Below are 5,578 nucleotides of genomic sequence, written 5' to 3' on the forward strand. Positions count from 1 at the left end.
CGGTTCGTCAGGAACCACCGCGAGGCCCGGTCGAGTAACCGCCCGGATTCGAGAACGAGGTCGTCCTCGACATCAGCGGCGACGCCCGCGGCGCGAATCCGCGTCCACACGTCGGGCAACGCGAAGATCTCCGTCACCGCCGCATACGCACGGATGGCGTCGGTGCTGGTCGCGCCGGCTTCGTCCGCGAGCCGGTAGGCGAAGGTGATACCGCCGTTGTCGATGGTCTCGTTGGCGAGCATCGTGGCCACGATCTGCCGCCGCAGCGGGTGCGCCTTGATGGCAGCCCGGAAGCGCTCACGCAGCACCGTCGGGAAGTACCGCGGAAGCCGCGGCGCGAACGTCTCGCTGTCGGGAAGGTCGGTGGCGAGCAGATCATCTTTCAGCGCGAGCTTCACGTGGGCGGTGAGGGTAGCGAGCTCCGGCGACGTCAGTCCCTGTCCCAGCTGGCGGCGACGGACGATCTCCTCCTCCGTCGGTAACGCCTCGAGGGTGCGGTCGAGGCCACGGCGCAACTCCAGGTTCGCGATCTGACGTCGATGCACACCCAGCATCTGCGGCGCGCTGGTGCGGGAGACGCCGAGAAGGTTGTTCTGGGCGATGTTGTCGGCCAGCACCAGCTCGGCAACCTCGTCGGTCATCGACGCCAGCAACGGATTTCGCTCCGCCTCGGGCAGCGCACCCGAGCTCACCAACGAGTCGAGGAGGATCTTGATGTTCACCTCGTGATCGGAGCAGTCGACGCCGGCCGAGTTGTCGATGGCGTCGGTGTTGATCCGCCCCCCGCTCTCGCTGTACTCGATCCGCCCCAGCGCGGTCACCCCGAGATTGCCGCCCTCCCCCACCGCTCGGGCTCGCACGTCGTTACCGTTGATGCGCACCATGTCGTTGCCCTTGTCTCCCACCATCGCATTCGTTTCCGTCGAAGCCTTGATGTAGGTGCCGATCCCGCCGTTCCAGAGCAGATCCACCGGTGCCGCGAGGATGGCACGCACGAGTTCCGGCGGAGACAGTTCGGTGATCGTCTCGCCGAGACCGAGCGCAGCCCGCGCCGGTATGCTGATCGGCACCGACTTGCGGGTGCGATCCCACACACCCCCGCCCTCACTGATGACGTTCGCGTCGTAATCCGCCCAGGACGAGCGGGGCAGGGCGAAGAGCCGCGAACGCTCGCGGAAGGACTCGAACGCGTCGGGGTTGGGGTCGAGAAAGATATGCCGGTGATCGAACGCCGCAACCAACCTGATGTGCCGGCTGAGCAGCATTCCGTTGCCGAAGACGTCGCCACTCATGTCCCCGATACCGGCCGCGGTGAAATCCCGGCCCTGGGTGTCGATCCCCATCTCACGGAAGTGTCGTTTGACGCTCTCCCAGGCACCGCGGGCGGTGATTCCCATCTTCTTGTGGTCGTAGCCGGCTGATCCTCCCGAGGCGAACGCATCGCCCAGCCAGAAACCATATTGCCGAGCAACGGAATTGGCGAGGTCGGAGAAGGTGGCCGTTCCCTTGTCCGCCGCAACCACCAGATACCGGTCGTTTGCGTCACGGCGCACTACCTGCGGAGGCGGGACCACGTTGCCAGTGGCGTGGTCGACGTTGTCGGTGAGATCGAGCAAGCCGGAGATGAAGGTGCGGTAGCAATCCTTGCCCGCCTCCAGAGCGGCAACGCGGTCTGCCACCGGATCGCCGGTGGCCGGCGGCAGGTGCTTGACGACGAAACCGCCCTTGGCCCCGACCGGAACGATCACCGCGTTCTTCACCGCCTGCGCCTTCGACAGACCAAGAATCTCGGTCCTGAAGTCCTCACGCCGGTCGGACCAGCGCAGACCACCACGGGCGACTGCTCCGAATCGCAGATGCACACCCTCCACGCGAGGCGAATACACGAAGATCTCGAATCTCGGTCGAGGCTTGGGCAACTCCACGATCCGGGAGGGCTCCAGCTTGATCGACAGGTATCCGAGAGAGTTTCCCGCCTGGTCGGTCACGAAGTAGTTGGTCCGCAATGTGGCGTCGACCAAGGCGGACATGCTCCGCAGAATGCGATCGGCGTCCAGACTCACCACCCCGTCGATATCTTTCGCCAGGCGGTCCTCGAGTTCCCGAACCCGATCCCGCGACTGGACATCGGGATCGAACATGGCCTCGAACAAATGGACCACCGTGCATGCAATATGCGGATTGGCCAGGGCAACGCCCTCGATGTGGAATTGACTGTACGGAAAACCGGCCTGCCGCAGATACTTTGTGAATGCACGCAGGATCGACGCCTGACGCCACGTGAGACCCCCGCGCAGGACCAGTTCGTTGAACCGGTCGGGCTCCGCTCTGCCGAACCACACCGCGGCGAAGGTGTCGGTGAATCGTTCCTGAAGCTGCGGAGCCGTAGCCGCCTGCACCTCAGCCGCCAGCTCGGCATCCAGATCTTCCCCGAGGGACGCACGAAGAAGCTCTGCCGGTACGGACAGGCCGAAATCATAGATCCAGCAGAGAAGTCCGTCGGGCCGTGCAACGGAGTACGGACGTTCGTCGACGACCTCCACCCCCAGGCTCTGCAACACGGGCAGGACCTGGCTGAGCGAGATCCCTTCGCCTCCCACATACAGGGTGAAACGCCAACTTCCACCCTCCGCATCGGGATCGCGGTACACCAGGAGGTCGATCGCCCCCTCGACCAGCGTCTCGAGCCTCCCGAAATCGGTGAGCGCACGCAAGGCGTCGAAATCTTCCTTGTAGCCTTCCGGGAGGATCTCCGCATAGCGTTGCGCCAGAGCCGAATCCACCCCGGAGTCGGGCAGAAGATCGTTGAGCCGGTCTTCCCAGCTTCGGCTCGCCTCCGCCAGCAGGCCCTGAATCCGTTCACGATCGGAATCCGCGATGCCCAGTCGCGGACCCGGCCGATCCGCCCTCTTCCGTATCGTCACGTGCAGCAGCGCGAGGTCCGACTCGGTGACCCGGGCCGTGTATTCGAGTGTGCCGCCACCGAATTCCCGTAACAGGATGTTCTGCATCGCGGTCCGCACCCGGGTGGTGTACCGGTCGCGCGGAAGATAGATCAGGCAGGACACGAACCTGCCCAGGAAATCCTCCCGGACGAACAATCGCACCTGGCGGCGTAATCCGATGCTGTGTATCGCGGTCACTGTGTCGTACAGCGTGTCCGCGTCGCTCGAGAAGAGTTCGGCCCGAGGAAACGACTGGATGACCTCCAGCATCGCCTGACCCGAGTACGAATTCAGCCTGAAGCCCGCACGTTCGATCACCCTCCGCACCCGGCGGGCGATGACAGGGATGTCGAGCACGTTCTCGTGCAGCGCCGTCACCGTGAACAAACCCAGGAACCGGTGTTCACCGACGATGTTGCCGCCGTCGTCGAAGATGCTGATCCCGACGGAGAACGGGTAGACCGAGCGGTGGACGGTCGCGGGTTCCGAGCCCTGCGTGAGCACCAGCAGCGGCCGATCGGGAAGTTCGACTGCCGGGGGCAGAGCCGGCGAGGTATCGGTGTCCGTGTCCGACCGCAACAGCCCCAGCCCGCTGCCCGGAACAACCTGCAGGCTGCGGCGCCCCGACTCGTCCGTTTCCCCCACCGCGTACCGGCGGTATCCCAGCGCGGCGTAGTACCCGTGGGACATCCATCGCAGCAGGTCGGCGCAGTCCTCGAGATCTTCCTTCGAGATCCCGGGACGGGGCGGGGAGGCCTCGAGTTGGTCGGCGAGGTCCCGTTCGAGCCTGCGCATCGCGCCGGTGTCATGCACCACCTGCCGGACGTCCGACAGCACGGAGCCCACCTGCTCCGCGAGAGCATCCAGGGCCTCCGGGTCGGTCCGCGAGTCGAGTTGAACGTGTATCCACGACTCCGTGCGTGCGCCCGCCGGCGCTTCGACCCCGTCCTCGTCCACCAGGATCTCCTCGAGGGATCCGTCGGGGCTGCGCCGCACCGGAATGACGGGGTGGATGAATTCGCTGATGCCGATACCGAGCCGGTTGAGGAGGGACGTGATCGACTCCACCAGCATGGGCATGTCGTCGTTGACGATCTGGAGGGAAGGACCGATACCGTCCTCGTCGCCGGGCCGGTGCACCACGGTCACAGCCTGTGCGGGCGGCCGGTGAAGTGCGAGTTCGAAGTGACGGGTAAACGCTGCGTCGGATACGCCGCCGGGCGACGTCCGACCGTCGCCACGATCGATGTGACGGAAGTACAGGGAAGCAAGTGACGGCACTCGGGACCGGACGGAGACCGGGAGCTTCCGGGCCCATTCCGCATCCCTCAGTGCTGCCGACTCCGTCATCGTGGCTCACTTCCTCTGCGTTCGGATCGCCGCGGGCCCTCTTCTCGAGAGTATCCCGCGGCGATCCGCGCAGAGCGTGAACTCAGGTTGCCACTACCCCCTTTTCCGCAACCCGCGGGCACCGGGACGAGATGCCGCTCGAGTCCGGCGCGCTCGGCATCCGACAACGGACGTGACGACTCGGCCTTCACATCGAATGCGACGAGAACCGCGTCGCCGCTGCCGCACCGGACACCGTGGCGGTCGGTGACGACGTGCCGGATCGTGTACGACGAGTTACCCACGTGCAGCACCGACACCTCGACTGTCAGCGGACCGGAGTCGTCGGTCACGGGACGCAGGAATTCGACGTCCATCTTGCGCACCACCATCGCACCGGGGTGCTCTCCGGCGCCGCGCAACTCCTGGATCATGAAGTGCACACGCGCTTCCTGCATGTACTCGACGAAGCGGGTGTTGTTGACGTGCCCCAACCGGTCGGCGTCACCCCACCGGACCTGGACCTCGTAGGTGAAACCCTTCCGCTCCACCGGATCAGTCCCTGGTGAGCTTGCGGTGGGTGACCCGGTGCGGGCGTGCGGCGTCGGGTCCGAGGCGCTCGACCTTGTTGGCCTCGTAGCCCTCGAAGTTGCCTTCGTACCAGTACCAGGCGGCTTCGTTGTCGCCGAAACCACCCTCCCAGGCCAGGATGTGCGTACACGTCCGGTCCAGGAACCACCGATCGTGCGAGATCACGACGGCACAACCGGGGAACTGCTCGAGAGCGTTCTCGAGCGAGCCGAGGGTTTCGACGTCGAGGTCGTTGGTGGGCTCGTCGAGCAGGATCAGGTTGCCGCCCTGTTTGAGTGTCATCGCCAGATTCAGCCGGTTCCGTTCACCACCGGAGAGCACTCCCGCAGGCTTCTGCTGGTCGTGACCCTTGAACCCGAACGAGCTGATGTATGCGCGCGACGGCATCTCGGTCTGGCCGACCACGATGAAGTCGAGCCCGTCCGATACCACTTCCCACACCGTCTTGTCCGGGTCGATGCCCGACCGGTTCTGGTCGACGTAGCTGAGCTTGACCGTCTGACCGATCTTCACCTCGCCCGCGTCCGGCTCCTCGAGTCCGACGATGGTCTTGAACAGTGTGGTCTTACCGACACCGTTGGGGCCGATGACGCCGACGATGCCGTTACGCGGCAGCGTGAACGACAGGTCCTTGATCAGCACCCTGCCGTCGAAGCCCTTGTCGAGGTGCGACACCTCGACCACGACGTCGCCCAGTCGCGGCGGTGCCGGGA

2 protein-coding genes and 1 pseudogene are annotated in these 5,578 nt (G+C 65.2%); all 3 read right to left on the reverse strand.

The window, feature by feature from the left end:
- A partial coding sequence (locus WAW17_RS20685) for an NAD-glutamate dehydrogenase (protein WP_422334788.1) occupies positions 1-4,295 on the reverse strand: 4,295 nt, incomplete at its 3' end.
- Between the two features lie 110 nt (positions 4,296-4,405).
- Positions 4,406-4,825 (reverse strand): annotated as a pseudogene (locus tag WAW17_RS20690) (acyl-CoA thioesterase); the annotation flags it as partial.
- Positions 4,826-4,829: 4 nt separating this feature from the next.
- A partial coding sequence (locus WAW17_RS20695) for an ATP-binding cassette domain-containing protein (protein ID WP_422334789.1) occupies positions 4,830-5,578 on the reverse strand: 749 nt, incomplete at its 5' end.

This window comes from Rhodococcus sp. (in: high G+C Gram-positive bacteria) (assembly GCF_049286785.1).
Taxonomy (GTDB): domain Bacteria; phylum Actinomycetota; class Actinomycetes; order Mycobacteriales; family Mycobacteriaceae; genus Rhodococcus_F.